This is a genomic window from Streptococcus sp. HJ1 (genome assembly GCF_052399005.1).
GTDB lineage: Bacteria > Bacillota > Bacilli > Lactobacillales > Streptococcaceae > Streptococcus.
Window position 1 is genome coordinate 1,422,582 of sequence record NZ_CP199005.1, and the last position, 16,536, is coordinate 1,439,117.

At 42.6% G+C, this 16,536-nt stretch carries 17 protein-coding genes; 1 reads left to right on the top strand and 16 read right to left on the bottom strand.

The window, feature by feature from the left end; translation table 11 throughout:
* Window positions 1-234 precede the first annotated feature (234 nt).
* Genes ACT17O_RS07265 through miaA form a run of 5 tightly spaced genes read right to left on the bottom strand, consistent with a single transcriptional unit; the run spans window position 235 to window position 4,686 of the window.
* A complete protein-coding gene (locus ACT17O_RS07265) occupies window positions 235-990 on the bottom strand; it encodes an SDR family NAD(P)-dependent oxidoreductase (protein ID WP_444817337.1) in 756 nt (251 codons plus the stop codon).
* A gap of 20 nt (window positions 991-1,010) precedes the next feature.
* A complete protein-coding gene (rnz, locus tag ACT17O_RS07270; protein ID WP_000354348.1) occupies window positions 1,011-1,940 on the bottom strand; it encodes a ribonuclease Z in 930 nt (309 codons plus the stop codon).
* Window positions 1,941-1,954: 14 nt separating this feature from the next.
* Window positions 1,955-2,578, bottom strand: a complete 624-nt coding sequence (locus tag ACT17O_RS07275) for a hypothetical protein (RefSeq protein ID WP_000129723.1) — start codon at window positions 2,576-2,578, stop codon at window positions 1,955-1,957.
* Complete coding sequence (gene hflX, locus ACT17O_RS07280) at window positions 2,571-3,809, bottom strand: GTPase HflX (RefSeq protein WP_444817338.1); 1,239 nt, start codon at window positions 3,807-3,809, stop codon at window positions 2,571-2,573. Before hflX ends, ACT17O_RS07275 begins: the two co-directional genes overlap by 8 nt.
* The gene (miaA, locus tag ACT17O_RS07285) at window positions 3,802-4,686 is read right to left on the bottom strand and encodes a tRNA (adenosine(37)-N6)-dimethylallyltransferase MiaA (RefSeq protein ID WP_444817339.1); all 885 of its coding nucleotides are present in this window, start codon (window positions 4,684-4,686) and stop codon (window positions 3,802-3,804) included. Before miaA ends, hflX begins: the two co-directional genes overlap by 8 nt.
* Window positions 4,687-4,806: 120 nt before the next feature.
* On the opposite strand from miaA, the gene ACT17O_RS07290 reads away from it, so the two are divergent.
* On the top strand, window positions 4,807-4,977 hold the full coding sequence (locus tag ACT17O_RS07290) for a DUF3042 family protein (RefSeq protein WP_001051782.1): 171 nt from the start codon (window positions 4,807-4,809) through the stop codon (window positions 4,975-4,977).
* 242 nt (window positions 4,978-5,219) lie between these two features.
* On the opposite strand, the gene ACT17O_RS07295 is transcribed toward ACT17O_RS07290, so the two are convergent.
* The 11 genes from ACT17O_RS07295 to ACT17O_RS07345 all read right to left on the bottom strand — a co-directional run bounded on the left by ACT17O_RS07295 (window position 5,220) and on the right by ACT17O_RS07345 (window position 16,397).
* Window positions 5,220-6,059: a thymidylate synthase gene (locus tag ACT17O_RS07295; RefSeq protein WP_444817340.1), complete on the bottom strand. Its 840-nt coding sequence runs from the start codon at window positions 6,057-6,059 to the stop codon at window positions 5,220-5,222.
* Window positions 6,060-6,157: 98 nt separating this feature from the next.
* Window positions 6,158-7,117: an ROK family glucokinase gene (locus ACT17O_RS07300; protein WP_000078551.1), complete on the bottom strand. Its 960-nt coding sequence runs from the start codon at window positions 7,115-7,117 to the stop codon at window positions 6,158-6,160.
* A 100-nt stretch (window positions 7,118-7,217) separates the two neighbouring features.
* The gene (locus ACT17O_RS07305) at window positions 7,218-8,018 is read right to left on the bottom strand and encodes an excalibur calcium-binding domain-containing protein (protein WP_080702651.1); all 801 of its coding nucleotides are present in this window, start codon (window positions 8,016-8,018) and stop codon (window positions 7,218-7,220) included.
* 95 nt (window positions 8,019-8,113) lie between these two features.
* Window positions 8,114-9,835 (bottom strand): aminodeoxychorismate synthase component I, encoded by a 1,722-nt coding sequence (pabB, locus tag ACT17O_RS07310; protein ID WP_444817341.1) that lies wholly within the window; start codon window positions 9,833-9,835, stop codon window positions 8,114-8,116.
* Window positions 9,836-10,098: 263 nt separating this feature from the next.
* The gene (locus ACT17O_RS07315) at window positions 10,099-10,662 is read right to left on the bottom strand and encodes a TIGR01440 family protein (RefSeq protein WP_444817342.1); all 564 of its coding nucleotides are present in this window, start codon (window positions 10,660-10,662) and stop codon (window positions 10,099-10,101) included.
* A 114-nt stretch (window positions 10,663-10,776) separates the two neighbouring features.
* A complete protein-coding gene (locus ACT17O_RS07320) occupies window positions 10,777-12,468 on the bottom strand; it encodes a cache domain-containing sensor histidine kinase (protein WP_444817343.1) in 1,692 nt (563 codons plus the stop codon).
* A complete protein-coding gene (locus ACT17O_RS07325) occupies window positions 12,465-13,202 on the bottom strand; it encodes a response regulator transcription factor (protein WP_444817344.1) in 738 nt (245 codons plus the stop codon). The genes ACT17O_RS07320 and ACT17O_RS07325 overlap by 4 nt, the downstream gene beginning before the upstream one ends.
* 70 nt (window positions 13,203-13,272) lie before the next feature.
* Window positions 13,273-14,385 (bottom strand): peptide-methionine (R)-S-oxide reductase MsrB, encoded by a 1,113-nt coding sequence (msrB, locus tag ACT17O_RS07330; RefSeq protein WP_444817345.1) that lies wholly within the window; start codon window positions 14,383-14,385, stop codon window positions 13,273-13,275.
* Between the two features lie 9 nt (window positions 14,386-14,394).
* Window positions 14,395-14,958 (bottom strand): redoxin family protein, encoded by a 564-nt coding sequence (locus ACT17O_RS07335; protein ID WP_444817346.1) that lies wholly within the window; start codon window positions 14,956-14,958, stop codon window positions 14,395-14,397.
* Window positions 14,959-14,971: 13 nt separating this feature from the next.
* A complete protein-coding gene (gene ccdA2, locus ACT17O_RS07340) occupies window positions 14,972-15,682 on the bottom strand; it encodes a thiol-disulfide oxidoreductase-associated membrane protein CcdA2 (protein WP_000370907.1) in 711 nt (236 codons plus the stop codon).
* Between the two features lie 163 nt (window positions 15,683-15,845).
* Window positions 15,846-16,397, bottom strand: a complete 552-nt coding sequence (locus ACT17O_RS07345) for a GNAT family N-acetyltransferase (protein WP_444817347.1) — start codon at window positions 16,395-16,397, stop codon at window positions 15,846-15,848.
* Window positions 16,398-16,536 lie beyond the last annotated feature (139 nt).

The following is a 16,536-nucleotide window of genomic DNA, read 5'->3' on the forward strand; positions in this document are numbered from 1 at the left end:
TCGGTAACTTTTATATATTGCACAGCAAGTTACTTTTAGGGCTCTTTTAACTTTATTTTATAAGACGATATAGGAAATTTCAATACTTTAAACACAACAATCATATTTTTGATTGTTTTTTCTAAAATTTGTAGAAGATTCGAAAAAAGTGAATGTAGATTTAGAACAAAAACAAACATTTTTTGATACTCAGATCAATATTATAAAAAAAGTTCCTTTTGTAAGGAACTCCTTCTACTTATAATTAAAGATCCCCCCAGCCAACTTATCAGCTAGCTTGGGAAAGAGTGTATAAAATTTATGGGCTAAATGGAGCAAGATTGGAAGATTTAGTTCCCGTTTGTTTTTTCCTATGGTTTTGACAATCTTTCTAGCTACTGCATCTGGCTCGAGAAGGAAGCGGTCAACTGATTTTAGATAACTGCCGTCTGGGTCAGCCTGGTCGAAAAACCCTGTACGGATAGGACCGGGATTAACCGTCGTCACATAGACACCATAAGGCATGAGTTCGAGCCGTAAAGCATTTGAAAAACCGATGGCCGCAAACTTGGTCGCTGAATAGAGACTAGACTTGCCAGTCGCTATCAACCCTGCCATGCTGACGATATTGATGATATGTCCTTTTCCCCTCTCCTTCATGAAAGCTCCAAGACGACGAGACAGATTCATCAAAGCAAAGGTGTTAACCTCAAACATCTGATGAATATCTTGATCTGAAATCTTGTCAAAATCCTCAAAAATCCCGTAACCAGCGTTATTAATCAAAACATCAATCTTACCATAACGCTGATAGAGTTCAGCCACTAGTTCTTCTAAGGCTTGAGCATCGGTAATATCAATCTCAATCAATTCTGCCTGAGGATGATTTCCGTATAGCTGAACTAGTTTTTCCTTATTTCTACCTAGCAAAATGAGTTGATCTTGAGGCAAGAGTTTGATCATTTCTTGGGCTAGACCTCCGCTAGCTCCTGTTATAAGAATCGTACGCATCCTTATCCTTTCTCAATCTTCTAGATTTCCACTTCTTCCAAGTCTTTGACCACATGGACGTTTTCAAAAATCGTTGCAGCATCTTTCTTAAGCTGGCTGATATCTTTTGAGAGGAAACGAGCACTGATATGGTTGAGCAAGAGTCGTTTGGCTCCCGCTTCTGTTGCAACCTGCGCAGCCTGCATGTTGGTGGAATGACCGTGATTGCGGGCAATCTTTTCGTCTCCCTTGCCATAAGTGGACTCATGGACAAGAACATCCGCATTGACTCCAAGACGCACACTAGCATCTGTTTTTCGAGTATCCCCTAAAATGGTAATAATCTTACCAGGGCGTGGGGCTGAGATATAGTCTGCTGCCTTGATCTCGGTGCCGTCTTCTAGGACAACATCCTGACCGTTTTTGATTTTTCCAAAGAGTGGTCCAAATGGCACACCAGCAGCCTTGAGCTTTTCAGCATCCAGAGTGCCTTCTAGGTCTTTTTGCATGACACGGTAGCCCACACAGAAAATAGTGTGATCCAATTCTTCTGCATAAACGGTAAACTTTTCTGTTTCAAGGATTTTCCCGAGAGAATTATGGTCAAACTCATGGAAATAAATTCGGTAAGGCAGACGAGAACCGGACACACGAAGGCTGGTTAAGACAAAGGACTTGATCCCTTGGGGACCATAAATTTCCAAATCTGTTTGCTCTTCATTAGCCTGAAAAGCACGGCTAGAGAGAAATCCTGGCAATCCAAAGATATGGTCTCCATGCAAGTGAGTGATAAAGATTTTGCTGACCTTACGTGGTCGAATCGTGGTTTCCAGAATGCGATTTTGCGTTCCTTCGCCACAGTCAAAGAGCCAAACTTCGTTAATCTCGTCCAAGAGTTTCAGGGCGAGACTTGAAACGTTGCGGGCTTTGGAGGGCTGACCAGCCCCCGTTCCTAAAAATTGAATATCCATTCGATACTTTCTAATTAATCAATATATAACATAGCAGTGCGGTTTTCTAAGCGATAATAAAGCTTACCAGTATAGGCTTTAGCTTCTTGTAATAAATCTTCTTGACTATAACCTTTGAGACGCTTGCGACCATCTGCCAAACTTTCCAAATCTGTCAAGGCTGTGAGATTTTCCACGCTAACAACTTCCTCGTCCCCAACAGGCTTCAAGTAAATCTTACCAGACTCCTTAAAGACCAGTTGATGAGGGAAGATTTGCGCAATCTCAAAGAGTAATTCATCTGTAATTAGCTCCTCAGCTTCTGAGAAAATACGTCCAAGTCCTTCTCTCTCATAGCAGAAACCAAAAGATTTGCCTGATAGATTAAGGCGAATAAAGGGCTTGGTTTCTAGAGTGAAACTTGGCTCAGCATTGTAGAGGCTCAGTTCCTGACTGACTTCTGAAAAATAATCAGTCGCAGCCTGAGGACTCTTTTTCTGGTAGAGTTCAGCAAAGTAGGCATTCACTACACTGGGGGGAGGCGTAATTAGGGCTAACTGCTCCTCTTCAGACCTACCATCTAAAAGCTGGTCCAGATATACCTTGTCTAGACTCGTATAACCACCATACTTGAGTGCTAAAGTTTTGATATCAGTCATAAAATTCTTCTAATCTCCATTTGTTTTTCTCAGCAATATAGCCTGTGATGACCTCGCAATCATCTTGGTAATCACGCTCTTCTAGGATAGCGACACTTTCTAAATCATGAATCTTGTAAGACTTAGAAAAAGGTACACGCAAAGTAAATGCTTCAAAAATATCCTTGATCTTCTCCAAAAACAATGCTTGCAACTGCTCACGACTATCCTCAGACTTGGCAGAAATGAGGGCATAAGGCGTTTGAGTAGGCGTGAAATCCTCCACCAAATCCGCTTTATTATAAAGGGTCAGGCGGGGAATATCCTCCATATCCAAGTCTTTCATAATGGACAGGACTGTTTTTTCATGCTCCTCGTGATAAGGATTGCTGGCATCGATGACATGAACTAGAAGGTCTACATGCTTGCTTTCTTCCAAGGTTGATTTGAAACTGGACACCAATTCAGTCGGCAAATCTTGGATAAATCCAACCGTATCAGTCAAGGTAACCTGAAGATTACCTCCCAAATGGATACTCTTTGTCGTCGCATCCAGAGTCGCAAACAGCTCGTCTGCTTCATACTGGGTCTTAGTGGTCAAGGTGTTCATGATGGTTGATTTCCCAGCATTGGTGTAACCAATCAAACCAATCTTAAAGGTACTTGACTCCAAGCGTTTTTCTCTGACTGTGGCCCGATTTTTCTCAACCACCTTGAGCTGACGCTCGATATCTGTGATTTGATTGCGAACACTACGTCGGTTCAGTTCCAACTGACTCTCACCTGGACCACGGGAACCAATTCCCCCTGCCTGACGGCTGAGCATAATTCCCTGACCAACCAAGCGAGGTAAGAGGTACTTAAGCTGGGCCAAATGCACTTGAAGTTTCCCTTCATGGCTTCGAGCCCGCATGGCAAAGATATCCAGAATCAACTGCATACGGTCAATCACCTTGACATCTAGAACTTCTTCTAGATTGACATTTTGCCGTGGAGTTAAGCGGTTATTGACAATGACTGTGGTAATTTCTTCTGCATCAACCATCCGCGCAATCTCTTCCAACTTACCAGAACCGACAAAGGTCTTGGAGTCATACTTTTCCCGTTTTTGCCTGTAGCTATCTACAACGACTGCCCCAGCTGTCTTGGCTAGACTGGCCAATTCTTCCATAGAGAGATCAAAATTATCCATGCCCTGGAGTTCAACACCAATGAGCAGGACGCGTTCCTCTTTTTTCTCCGTTTCAATCATCTAAAAACTCCTCTATCTGGCTTAAAATACGGTCTTGCACACCAGGCTCTCCTATCTGAAAAAAGGTGACCTGCATGCGATTACGGAACCAGGTCAGCTGACGCTTAGCAAAACGACGAGTCGCTTGTTTGAGACTCTCGCTAGCTTCCTCAAGAGTTTGCTCCCCACGGAAATAAGGAAAGAGTTCCTTGTAACCAATGCCTTTAGCTGCCTGCACATCTGGATAACGGTCAAAGAGCCACTTGGCCTCATCCAAAAGCCCAGCCTCAAACATCAGATCTACTCGGCGATTGATACGTTCATAAAGCTGACTGCGTTCATCATCCAAGCAGATAATCAAAGGTTCATAAGGACTTTCCTGATTTTCCAAATCCTGACCAAAATGGACAATTTCCAAGGCACGCATAGCACGACGACGGTTAAACTGGGGAATTTCAAGGCCTGCTTGCTTCACCAGATGGGCTAATTCCTCATCTGAATAAGGCTCCAAACTAGCCCGATAAGCTACAATCTCCTCATGAGGTGTTTCCCCACCTAGATGGTAGCCTTCTAACAAGCTCTGGATATAAAGCCCAGTCCCACCAGCGATAATGACTAGCTTGCCACGGCTTTGAATATCCTCAATAGCCTTCTTAGCTTCTGAAACAAAATCAAAAGCCGAGTAAGACTCGGTCACCTCTCTGACATCAATCAAATGATGAGGAACAGCTGCTTGCTCCTCTGGGCTAGCCTTGGCCGTCCCAATATCCAACCCTCTGTATACTTGCTGACTGTCACCACTGACCACCTCTCCACCAAAGCGCTTGGCTACTTCAATAGCAAGGGCTGTCTTCCCAACAGCAGTCGGTCCAACAATCACAATTATTTTTGTTTTCATCTTTTTTCCTTGAAAAATTTCCATTTTTTCGTTACTATTATTATATCACAAAAAGGTCAGTCAGAAAAATGCTACCACTTGGGGAGCCTGGCTGATCGGGAAGATAAAGGAGGAAGACTCATGGCTAAAGGATTCGCTAAAGGTCTTGTAACAGGTGTCGCAGGAACTGTCGCTGCCGTTGCAGGTGCAGTATACGCAATTAAAAAGAAAGTGATTGAGCCAGAAGAGCAAAAAGCAGCTTTCATCGAAGAAAACCGCAAAAAAGCAGCTCGCCGCCGCGTATCACATTAAGCAACAAAAGAAGTTGAGAAATCTCAACTTCTTTTTTATTTTCTTTTATACTCAATGAAAACCAAAGAACAAACTAGGAAGCTAGCCGCAGGTTACTCAAAGCACTGCTTTGAGGTTGTAGATAAGACTGACGAAGTCAGCTCAAAACACTGTTTTGAGGTTGTGGATAGAACTGACGAAGTCAGTCACCATACCTACGGTAAGGCGAAGCTGATGTGGTTTGAAGAGATTTTCTAAGAGTATTAAATAGCTAGGTCAAACTTCAGTTGCGGCTTAACCGGATTATAGTCAACCAACTCAAAGTCCTCCGCTTTGATATCAAAGAAATTGGTCCCATCAGGAACATTTAAAACCAAACGAGGTTGGCAGTTTGACGGCTCACGACGAAGCAATTCCTCTGCTTGTTCAAACTGATTATCATAGATATGAAGGTTGTTGATGAAGTAGAAGAACTTCCCAACCTTCCATCCAAAATGCTTGGCAATCATCATCTGAAGAGCCACATACTGCATAGCGTTAATGTGGTGAGCCACCAGCATATCATTAGAACGCTGGGTCAAAGTCGCATCTAAATAGATTTCCCCATCAACGCGACGGACATCAAACATGGTCTGAAAGGCGCATGGAAGAAGACCATCTGTCTCCTCAAAAGCTTGGTAATCCCAGAGAGAGACGATATTGCGACGGTTCCAAGGGTTGGCTTCCAATTGTTTGAGAATCTTATTGATGATATCGTGCTTTTTAACGACTGCCCCATAGCGCTCACCGATGGTTCCCGTATCTCCCACTTCCCAGTCATTCCAGTAGTGAACATTGTACTTGCTATTTAGCACTTCTAGGCTATTAGACTGATCTTGGTAGATCCAGAGTACTTCCTTGATGGCGGATTTGATCGCAATGGGACGCAAGGTTGTGATGGGAAATTCCCCTTTAGACAAATCATACTCCGCAAAGGCACCCGTTACGTACTTGGAGTTGGCAACAGTCCCATCCTTGTACTTGGGACGAGCCTGCTCAGAAAAGACACCGTCTTTGAGGATTCGTTCAATATTCTCTTTAAAAATCGTATCTGCTTTTGTCATTTACTCTCACCTCATTTATTGTCCTAACTAGTATAGCATAAAAAAAGAAAGGAGGAAAATCACTGGCTTTAAAGTAGTGTTTTTCTCCTTTTATTATCTTATTGTAATACAAGTGATGCTGCTCCGATTACTCCAGCGTCATTTCCTAGAGTTGCAAGAGCCAATTTTGTAGATGTGCGTACTTGTGGGAAGGTATTTTCATCATAAACCTTTTGCACGCCTTGGAGAAGGAATTCTCCCGCAGCTGACACCCCACCACCGATAACAATCGTTGAAGGGTTGAGGATTGAACCGATGTTGGCACACGCGATTCCCAAGTAACGTGAGAAGTTACGGTAAACGATCAAGGCAAGGTCGTCCCCTTCTTTTGCAAGGTCGAAGACAGTTTTAGCAGTTACTTCTTCACCGTCGTCAATCAAGCGTTTCAAGGCTGCATCGCCTTCGTATTCATCTGCATAGCGACGAGTCAAGTTAACAATCCCTGTTGCTGAAGCAACTGTCTCAAGACAGCCTTTTTTACCACAGGTACATGCGATCGGTTGGTCAAAGTCAACAGTGATATGACCAAGCTCTCCTGCTGCACCAGCAACACCGTGAAGCAATTTGCCTTCTGCCACGATACCGCCACCAACACCTGTACCAAGTGTCATAAAGACAACGTCTGGTTGGTTTTCACCAGCACCCATCCAACGCTCACCAAGAGCAGCTACGTTGGCATCATTATCGATAAAGAATGGAATCCCCAAGGCTTTTTCAATCTTTTCTTTAATCGGTTGAAGGGTTTTCCAGTTTAGGTTGTAGGCACCGATAACAGTCCCTTTCTCACGGTCAACCACACCTGGTGATCCCATTCCAATCCCTCGAAAATCCGTAGCTGACAATCCAAGCAAGTCCAAACGATGTTGAATAGACTCAATCATATCATCTACGATATGACTTCCCTCATCCAAAATGTTAGTCTTGATAGACCATTTTTCTTGGATTTCTCCCTCTTGAGTTAAAATTGCAAACTTGATAGATGTTCCACCAAGGTCAATCCCAATAATCTTTTGACTCATCGTCTTCTCCTTTTTAATTGAAAATGCTTACAGATATAGTATAACAAAATCGTCCGTTTTGTGCAAAGGTTTGCATTAACTTCCTAGAAATTCTTCTGATTTATGGTTTCCAAAGGCCAGAAGCATCTACGTAGTATCTACCACCATCAACTCGCTCATTCTTTGCCATTTTACCATCTGATTTCAAATAGTAATTTCCTTGCCAAGTATTACGAGCGTATGAACCATCTGATTTTAAGTAGTACCATGATTGATAAGAAGAGTCATAAATCCACTCACCTTGTGCCATTTCACCGTTTGCTTTGAGATAAAAAGCGCCTTGCCAAGCATTTTGGGCATAGGATCCATCTGATTTCAAATAATACCAAGCTTGGTATGATGAATCATAAATCCATTCACTTTGAGCCATCTTTCCGTTTGGTTTAAGGTAGTAACTTCCTATCCATGTGTTTCGTGCATATGAACCATCCGATTTGAGATAATACCATCCTTTGTAATATGAGTCATATATCCACTCACTCTGAGCCATTGTTCCATCTGATTTGAGATAGTAATCTCCTTTCCAAGAATTGGTTACTGGATTACCATTGTCAGAATAATAATACCAATATCCATCCTGCTTAACCCAGCCACTAGAAGAAACTCTATTCTGTGGACTAGATTGGCGTGGTTTAAAAACACCTCGAGGAGCTTTTGAGCGTTCACAGGCAACTCCATCACCATCTTTGTCTAGTCTTGAAGAATATCCAGGCTCTCCTCTATGGATATCAGAATAGCCATTTTCCCATGCTTCTTTACAACTAGAAAAATGAATATTTTCTTCTGCACTAACCGGTTGAGCAAACAAACCTAAAACTGGAAGAACAGTAAGAATCACTTTCAGCAAAATTGTTTTTTTCATCATTTCCTCCTATAAAATGACATCGTTTTCTTTTTATTTTATCAAACTTAATTCAACAATTCAACATATCCATTATATTTTTTAATTTATGAAGTTTATTTAGAATTCACTTCCAACTCATACAATCCTCTCACTGCGTTACAGCCATAGATAGTTTCCGCTTGGTCCAAGTCTGGCACAGTCAAGACTTTTTCCTCTACCTGTCCTGTTTCTAGCAAATGCTGGCGGTAGATTCCTGGTAAAATTCCTAGACTGGTAGGCGGTGTGTAGAGTTTACCATTAATTTTTAAGACCAGATTTCCAATAGAGGTCTCAAGTAGTTCTCCTGTTGCATTATGGTAAATGATTTCCTGTTCCCCTAGACTTAAGTGTGGTCTATTAGTTGTTTTAAAGTAGGTAAACGCTTGATTCAAATCTGCTTCTTGCAGACAAAGTTGAGCCTGACAGAAACTTGGACTAAGGGGTGTTAAGATTTGGCTACTGAGTTCTATCTCTCCAGATTTGCTGAGGATGATTCGCAAGCGGTAGTCTTGATTAGCATCACAAACTTGGCACTCTTTCTCTATCTTTTGTCTCAGTTCTTCCGGATTAAAAGGATAGGCAAAATATCGACTAGCCTTTGTCAGTCTTTCCAGATGTTGTTCTTCAAATAACAAGTTTTTCTGGCTGATTTTCCCAGTTGTAATCAATTGGAAACGTGCTTGTTTACGATAGAGTACAGCCGCCTTTTGATGAACCTCTCGGTATTCAGATTCCCAGGTGCTATCCCAAGTAATCCCGCCTCCAACTCCATAGATGGCTTTCCCTTGATGCAGTTGAATGGTCCGAATGGCGACATTGAAAATCCGTCGTCCATTTGGAAGCAAGAGACCAATCGTTCCGCAGTAAACTCCTCTGGGTTGGGGCTCCAAGTTCTTGATGATTTCCATGGTCGCAATTTTTGGAGCTCCCGTTATGGAACCACATGGAAAGAGCGAACGGAAGATTTCAACTAGGTCAACATCCGATCGTAACTGACTCTTGATGGTCGAAGTCATTTGCCAAACGGTTGAATACTGCTCCACTTGACAGAGACGCTCCACATGTTCACTACCCACTTCGGAAATACGGTTCATATCATTGCGCAAGAGGTCCACAATCATCATATTTTCAGAACGATTTTTGGGATCCTGCTCCAACCAACTAGCCTGGTCCAGATCATCTTGGTCAGCCACTCCCCGCTGAGTCGTTCCCTTCATTGGTCGCGTTGTCAACTCACGGTCATTTTGCTCAAAAAAGAGCTCTGGGCTCATGGAAATCACTGCCATCTCATCATGTTCAACATAGGCATTGTAGCCCGCCTCCTGCTCTACCACCATACGATTGTAAATGGCAAAAGGATTGACACTCAAGTCTTGCTTGAGTTGGACAGTGTAATTTACCTGGTAGGTGTCCCCCTGACGCAAATGATGGTGAATCTGGGAAATAGCTTTTTCATAGTCCTCTGCAGATGTTTGTTCTCGCCACTTTGAAGGCAGATCTACTTCCTCATAAGTCAAAGGAATAGGCGATGTTTCTACCCTATCGTGAACGGTAAAGTAAAGCAAGTACTCGCCCAGTAGAGGAGACTTGTGAACTGCTAGTTTTTCCTCAAAAGCAGGTGCAGCCTCGTAACTGACGTAGCCCACGACATAATAACCTTGCTCTTGGTAGCTTTCCACTTGCGCAAGTAAATCTGCCACTTCTGATAAATCTCTCGTTTTTAACTCTTTGATCGGCTGGGTAAAAGTGTATCTCTCCCCCAAAGCCCTAAAATCAATCACTGTTTTTCTATGCATATCTTAAGTATAGCACAAAAAAGCCGACCTAGAACAGCTAAATCCAGCTTTGTTGACTGATTTACATAACGAAAAAAATTCTCTACCTTACTTTTTCTACTTTTGGCAATTTTCCATCAGATGGCGTCCCTTCTTCTTGTAAAAACTGGTCTTATTTGGAGCACTTTACAACAAAAATCCAACAAAAAGAACAGAGGAAGTCATGGTATCTATACCATTGTTTCCTCTGTCTTTTGCTTTTCTTCTTTTACTACAGAATAATTTCACGACTTTCTAATAGAATCTTTCGGATAATGCGCACGCGCACCTCCAATTAATTTTGGACGACTAGCTAGTGCCGTTACGTGGGCATGACCAATCTCTCTCAAAAGAGGGCGAATCGGAACTTGAACATGCTTGACATGCATGCCAATCGCAGTATCTCCGATATCCAATCCAGCATGAGCCTTGATAAATTCAACCTCAACTGGATCTTGCATAAACTTGAAGGCTGCCAACTGACCTGAACCTCCTGCATGGAGAGTAGGAAGGACACTGACCATTTCCAGACCAAACTGCTCTGCAACCTGACGTTCAACAACGAGGGCCCGATTGACATGTTCACAGCCTTGAACGGCTAGATGAATGCCTTTTCCCTCTAGGATATCTAGGATGGTCTTCACGATGATTTCCCCAATTTCTTGGCTGGATTCCTTGCCAATCTGACCACCTATCACTTCACTAGAAGAAAGGCCCAAAACAAAGATTTTTCCCTGATTCAAATTGGCCTTTTCTAATACATCTTTTACAATCTGACTTGTGTCTCTTTGAATATCTTTTTCCTTCATACTTGATACCTCTTTTGTCATTATCTATCATATCGTTTTTTCTACGTTTTAGCAAGATAGATAGCCTAGAAAGCTTGCCCAATTACGTATAAAACTCCCAGAATTGACTGGGAGTTAATTAGTTTCTATTCTATTTATGTATATTTCAACCGTCGTCCCTTTTGAGGGGGCAGAATCGATTTTCATCTGGTAATGTTCTCCAAAATGAAGTTTAAGCCGTTGGTCAACATTTTGAAGACCGACTCCCCCACGTTTGAGTTGACTTTGACTATTATCAGCAGTAGCCTGGAAGCCAACTCCGTCATCCTCAATGCGGATGACAAGCCCTGTATCCTTTTTCTGAACAGAAAGTTTAATATGGCCCTGACCTTCCTTCTCCTTGATGCCATGATAAAGAGCATTCTCTACAAGGGGTTGCAACACCAGCTTAGGCAAAACTAAATTACCAAAAGCAGAATCTTCATCAATCTCATACTCCAGCTTATCCCCATAGCGTTGTTTCTGGATAAAGAGATACTGGCGGACATGATTGATTTCATCAGAAAGAGAAATCAAATCCTTTCCTTGATTGAGCGCCAAACGGAAATAGGTTGCCAAAGACTTGGTCACCTGAACCACTCGCTGACTATCCTGAAATTCAGCCATCCAGATGATAGTATCCAAAGTATTGTAGAGGAAATGGGGGTTAATCTGGCTTGACAAGGCCTGAAGTTCATATTGCCGGGTCGCTTCTTCCTGCCTGCGCACATCTGCCATCAGCTGATCAATCTGATCCAGCATGGCATTGAACTGACGAGTCACTTCTCTCAGTTCATAGGCACCAGCTTCTTTAGCACGCAGATTTTGTGTACCAGAAGCAATTTCCAACATGGTTTCTCTTAGGTCCTTCAAAGGAGCAATCCAGCGTTTGAGACTGAACCACACCAAGCAGAGACAGGCAAGAAGAGATAAGGTACTAGCACCAAGCAAGGTCCACATGAGTTGACTCCGAACCTGGTCTAACTTCTCCAACGAAGACACGCCTATAACCGTCCAATCTGTTCCTGCAATCTGTTCCTGACTGACGTAGGATTGATGATCCAGCGTATAGCCCTGCCCCGTCTCGATGTAGGGTTTCATGGCCTCCATTTCGCTAGACGAACTATAAACTGTGTGTTTAGGATGGTAAACAAATTCATGGTTTTCATTGATGATAAAGGCAAAGCCCTGCTGCCCCAACTGAAGTTGGTTGAGATAGGCTTCCAGAGTTTCGTAGGAAATGTCCAAACGAAGCACACCAAGATTGGCTCCCTTTGTATCAACAAGTTCCTGAGTGACAGAAATGACCCACTGACTGTCTGATTTACGAGCTGGTGTCAAAACCGGATTAGCCCCCTGATGAATGGCTTTTTGGTACCAATCCTCGCCCATCATATCTGAGGAAGTTTTCATCTGCACACTGTCATCAGTGGAAATAACCTGACCAGATTTGGTTACCAGTACCACCGTTTTCAAGTCCTGGTCTGCCTTTAAGATGGTCAAAAACAGATCTCGGATTTCCTTTACCTTGTCTTGACTGGGATTCTCAGCATAGGCTAGGACATCTGCCTGCTGGGTCAAACTGGTAGAGGTGGTTTCTAATTTTTTGATATAAGACTGAATAAAGTGGCTAGTTTGGCTAATGGTCGTTTGGCTATTACCCTCGATAGTAGCCTCAATAGCTGATGAACTAGATTGATAATAGAAAGTCCCGACCACAGCTAGGAGAATGAGAAAGACCAGAAAGATGGAAATAACCATTCTGACTAGGAGAGAAGAACGCTTCATCGGCCTTCTCCCTTCTTAAACTGACGAGGCGTCACACCTGCAATCTGTTTAAAACGTTGGGTAAAGTAGTTCATATCTTCAAAACCAACCTTTTCGGCTATCTCATAAATCTTTAAATCTGTGGTCAGAAGCAAGAGCTTGGCCTGTTTGACACGCTCTCTCACCAGGTAATCCTGAAAAGGCAGGCCCAACTCTTTCTTAATTAAGGAACTCAGATAAGTCGGACTAAAACCTAGGTCACTGGCCAAAGACTTCAAACTAAACTGACTGTCAGCTAGATGGGACTGGATTTTCTGAGCAATATTTCCCTCAAACTTATCGGTTAATAAATCTTGTAACTGCTCTTCTTTTTCTTCCTTGTCTAGTTTTTGCTTGATTTTCCCCAGCATTTCCTCAATATCCTGACGCGAAAAGGGCTTGAGCAAGTAGTCATCCACACCGAGTTTGACAGCAGACAAGGCATACTCAAAATCATCGTAACCTGTCAAAAAAACTAGGTGAACCTGAGGATAGGTTTCTCGTACCAGACTAGCCAACTGGATGCCATTCAGCTGAGGCATGTTAATATCGGTTAAAATGATATCTGGCACCTGCTTTTGAATCAAGTCCCAAGCCTGCCTTCCATTTTCGGCCTGACCGATGATTTCCATATCGTAGGCTGCTACATTGACCAACTTGGTCAAGCCTTGTCTTACTAGATATTCATCCTCTACGATTAAGATTGTGTAGGTCATGCTCTGCTCCTTTGTCACTTACTAGTATCAGTATAGCAAAATTCTCCACTAACTGCTTAGGAAAGACTTCTTAATCGACATAATCTAGTAAATAGGCATAGCCTTTTTCTTCCATTTGGTCTTTGGGAATAAATCGGATAGAAAGACTATTGATACAGTAGCGCAAGCCACCCTTGTCCTGAGGCCCATCTGTAAAGACATGGCCAAGGTGAGAATCTCCAACTCGACTTCTCACTTCCATGCGCGTCATATTGTAAGACTTATCTTCCTTGTAAGTGACAACATCTGGACTAATTGGTTGGGTGAAACTAGGCCAGCCACAACCAGACTCAAACTTGTCTTTTGATGAAAAGAGGGGTTCGCCAGTGGCCACATCCACATAGATACCAGATTCGAATTTATCCCAGTAGCGGTTTGAAAAAGCTCGTTCTGTTTGATTTTTCTGGGTAACTGCATACTCCTCAGGTGACAAGGTCTTTTTCAATTCTTCATCGCTTGGTTTAGGATATTTGCTGGCATCAATGACGGGATAGGCAGCTTGATTGACATTGATATGACAGTAGCCATTTGGATTTTTCTTGAGATAGTCTTGGTGGTAATCCTCCGCCACCACAAAATTCTTCAAGTTTTCCTTTTCAACTGCCAAAGGTTGGTCGTATTTCTTAGCCACCTCATCAAAGACTTGATTGATTACTTCCAAATCCTTGTCATCTGTGTAATAAACGCCGGTACGATACTGGGTCCCCACATCATTTCCTTGTTTATTTTTGCTGGTTGGATTAATGATGCGGAAGTAATGAAGCAGAATTTCCTTGAGGGAAATTTGATTGGCATCATAGGTGATATGGACAGTCTCTGCATGGCCTGTTTGATTAATCAATTCGTACTTGGTTGTTTCCCCTCTACCGTTTGCATAGCCAGAAACGGCATCTGTCACTCCGGAAACGCGTGAGAAGTATTCCTCCACTCCCCAGAAACATCCCCCAGCTAGATAAATTTCGTGCAAGTCTGCGTCTTTGCTCACTTCTGTTTTTTTCACTGTTTTTCCTCCTTGGCTAACGGATGCTTTCTCAATTTGAGAGCTATCTGTCTGCCCTGTATTTCGCATCAATAGAAAATAAAGACCGGTTATGGCTAGGAGAATGACCCCTGCCAAGACAAAAAGTTTTACTTTATCATTCATATCCTTTCTCTACCCCATTTCTTTCAATTCTTTTAAAATCATAACCTTATCCATAAAACCTGGTTGCGTTTTGATCAGCTTGCCTTCCTTGTCTATAAAGGCTTGAGTCGGGTAAGAACGAACACCATAACTTTCCAAGAGTTTACCTGATGGATCAATTAGAACTGGAAAATTTTTATAATCTAAGCCCTTGTACCAGTTCTTAAAGTCTGCTTCAGATTGCTCCCCCTTGTGTCCAGGAGACACCACTGTCAAGACCACATAGTCATCACCAGCTTCTTTAGCGATTTCGTCCGTATCTGGAAGGCTGGCTAGACAGATGGAACACCAAGAAGCCCAGAATTTGAGATAGACTTTCTTGCCCTTGTAATCAGACAAACGATAGGTCTTGCCATCTACACCTGTCAGTTCAAAATCAGCGACTTCCTGACCCTTAGTCGCAGTTTTCGAACTAACTTGTTCTGTTTTGGTTTGCTCCTTCATAGTAGACTCGTCTGACATGTTTTTAGCCGAACAGGCTGCCAAGCAACAGATTGAGCCTACTCCAAGGAGACATGTTTGCCATTTTTTCATTTCTTTTTCCTCTCTATTCAAATAATGTAGTCAAAATGGAAGCATTTCCCAAAAGAACCAAGATTCCCATCACGATAATGAGGAAACCACCTACTTTTTTGAGGGTTCCGAGATAAGGATGGAGTTTTCGGAAATGTTTCAAAACATAGCTAGAGGCAAGAGCTAGAACCAAAAATGGTAGCGCCAAACCCAGCGTGTAAACCAACATGAGACCAGCACCCTGCAAAGCTCCTGAACCACCTGAAGCCGCCAAGGCCAAAACAGAGCCCAGAACTGGCCCCACACATGGCGTCCAAGCAAAACTAAAGGTCAACCCCAGTAAAAATGCCTGACTATAGCCGTTACCCTTTTGCCCCTGTCTCTTTAATTGTAGTCTTCTTTCCTTGTAAAGCCCCTGCAAATGTAGGACTTCCATCTGGTGTAAGCCCAAGAGAATGATAATCGCACCTGTCACATACTGAAACCAGGAAGCATAAAGCAAATTGCCTAAAAAACCAGCTCCATAACCCAGTAAGATAAAGATAAAAGAAATCCCCGCTATAAAGGCCAAAGTTCGCAATAAACTAACAAGTGAGATTGAAAATTTTCCACTAGAAGCCTGAGCATCATTCTTATCATCCAACAAGACCCCCGCATAGACTGGCAACAAGGGTAAAATACAAGGAGAAAAGAAGGAAAGAATTCCAGCAAGAAAAACACTAATAAAAAAGATTACATTGTCCATTGCCTTCCTCCATTCTTTGATTTGATAGGTCTATTATATCCCCAAAACTCCAGAAAAAACAGGGACAATGATAGGGAAAAATAGGAATTTAATCAGTTTATTTAGAAATCTGGCACAAAAAAAGCCAGACAAGGTCTGACTTTGGTAGAAACAGAAAAGAGAATCACCTGTCCTCCCTACTTATCTGGTAATAAATAAGGTCCGCAACGTAGTCTTTTCTCTCCACACCATTGGCAATGGTTTTTAGATAAGACATTCCCGCTTTTTCCATCACACGGCCTGAAGCTGGGTTGAGACTGGCGTAACGAGCTCTGACTTTTTGAAAGCCTGCTTGAGTAAAACAGAAGTCTAGCACAGCTTTCAAGGCCTCTGTCATCATACCTCGGCCCCAAAAGTTTTTTCCTAAAACATACCCAATTTCACAACTTAAATCTTCCTCGTGCATTTCAATGATGCTGATATCTCCTATCACATGCTCTGGGTTCTCTTTGAGACAAATGGCCCATTTGTAATAGTTGGGATTGGCATAAGAAGCAACCCAATTTCGAATCGAGTTCCGAGTCACCTCAACATCAGGATGAGGGGCCCAGGTGACATAGGTCAGATTCTCAGCAGATGAAGCCCAATTTTGAAACATGGCTTCCGCATCACTCTCCACAAATCTTCTTAAAATCAAACGGTCTGTCTGTAATATTTGCGTACCGATTGCTTTCATAATATTACCTCGCTTTCTAAGCTTAAGGCTCAAGCTAAAAAGGTCTCCCGGACTAACTCTCACTTTTTTATTTCAAGGTGAGAGGCTAAAAACCTCCACTGGAGGTTATTCTTGCTTCCCAGTTTCTAGACTCAAGCTA

Coding starts and splice junctions, on each gene's coding strand:
- ACT17O_RS07265 (WP_444817337.1), bottom strand. CDS start 990: ATGCGTACGATTCTTATAACAGGAGCTAGCGGAGGTCTAGCCCAAGAA.
- rnz (WP_000354348.1), bottom strand. CDS start 1,940: ATGGATATTCAATTTTTAGGAACGGGGGCTGGTCAGCCCTCCAAAGCC.
- ACT17O_RS07275 (WP_000129723.1), bottom strand. CDS start 2,578: ATGACTGATATCAAAACTTTAGCACTCAAGTATGGTGGTTATACGAGT.
- hflX (WP_444817338.1), bottom strand. CDS start 3,809: ATGATTGAAACGGAGAAAAAAGAGGAACGCGTCCTGCTCATTGGTGTT.
- miaA (WP_444817339.1), bottom strand. CDS start 4,686: ATGAAAACAAAAATAATTGTGATTGTTGGACCGACTGCTGTTGGGAAG.
- ACT17O_RS07290 (WP_001051782.1), top strand. CDS start 4,807: ATGGCTAAAGGATTCGCTAAAGGTCTTGTAACAGGTGTCGCAGGAACT.
- ACT17O_RS07295 (WP_444817340.1), bottom strand. CDS start 6,059: ATGACAAAAGCAGATACGATTTTTAAAGAGAATATTGAACGAATCCTC.
- ACT17O_RS07300 (WP_000078551.1), bottom strand. CDS start 7,117: ATGAGTCAAAAGATTATTGGGATTGACCTTGGTGGAACATCTATCAAG.
- ACT17O_RS07305 (WP_080702651.1), bottom strand. CDS start 8,018: ATGAAAAAAACAATTTTGCTGAAAGTGATTCTTACTGTTCTTCCAGTT.
- pabB (WP_444817341.1), bottom strand. CDS start 9,835: ATGCATAGAAAAACAGTGATTGATTTTAGGGCTTTGGGGGAGAGATAC.
- ACT17O_RS07315 (WP_444817342.1), bottom strand. CDS start 10,662: ATGAAGGAAAAAGATATTCAAAGAGACACAAGTCAGATTGTAAAAGAT.
- ACT17O_RS07320 (WP_444817343.1), bottom strand. CDS start 12,468: ATGAAGCGTTCTTCTCTCCTAGTCAGAATGGTTATTTCCATCTTTCTG.
- ACT17O_RS07325 (WP_444817344.1), bottom strand. CDS start 13,202: ATGACCTACACAATCTTAATCGTAGAGGATGAATATCTAGTAAGACAA.
- msrB (WP_444817345.1), bottom strand. CDS start 14,385: ATGAATGATAAAGTAAAACTTTTTGTCTTGGCAGGGGTCATTCTCCTA.
- ACT17O_RS07335 (WP_444817346.1), bottom strand. CDS start 14,958: ATGAAAAAATGGCAAACATGTCTCCTTGGAGTAGGCTCAATCTGTTGC.
- ccdA2 (WP_000370907.1), bottom strand. CDS start 15,682: ATGGACAATGTAATCTTTTTTATTAGTGTTTTTCTTGCTGGAATTCTT.
- ACT17O_RS07345 (WP_444817347.1), bottom strand. CDS start 16,397: ATGAAAGCAATCGGTACGCAAATATTACAGACAGACCGTTTGATTTTA.